1 protein-coding gene is annotated in these 232 nt (G+C 48.3%); it reads left to right on the forward strand.

The window, feature by feature from the left end; all coding sequences use genetic code 11:
- A partial coding sequence (locus AC0QH1_RS08060; protein ID WP_324630522.1) for a Uma2 family endonuclease occupies window positions 1–232 on the forward strand: 232 nt, incomplete at both ends.

Below are 232 nucleotides of genomic sequence, written 5' to 3' on the forward strand. Positions count from 1 at the left end.
TGTTCTGGTATCCGGTGGAGGGGAACAATAAACTGGCGCAAGCACCGGATACAATGGTAGTGTTTGGCCGCCCGAAATGCGATCGCGGATCTTATCAGCAGTGGTTAGAAGACAACATCGCCCCGCAAGTGGTGTTTGAAATCTTATCTCCCGGGAACCGACTGAAAGAGATGAGCAAAAAACTGTTGTTCTACAATCGCTATGGCGTGGAAGAATATTATATCTACGACCC

It is taken from the genome of Phormidium sp. CCY1219, assembly GCF_055795085.1.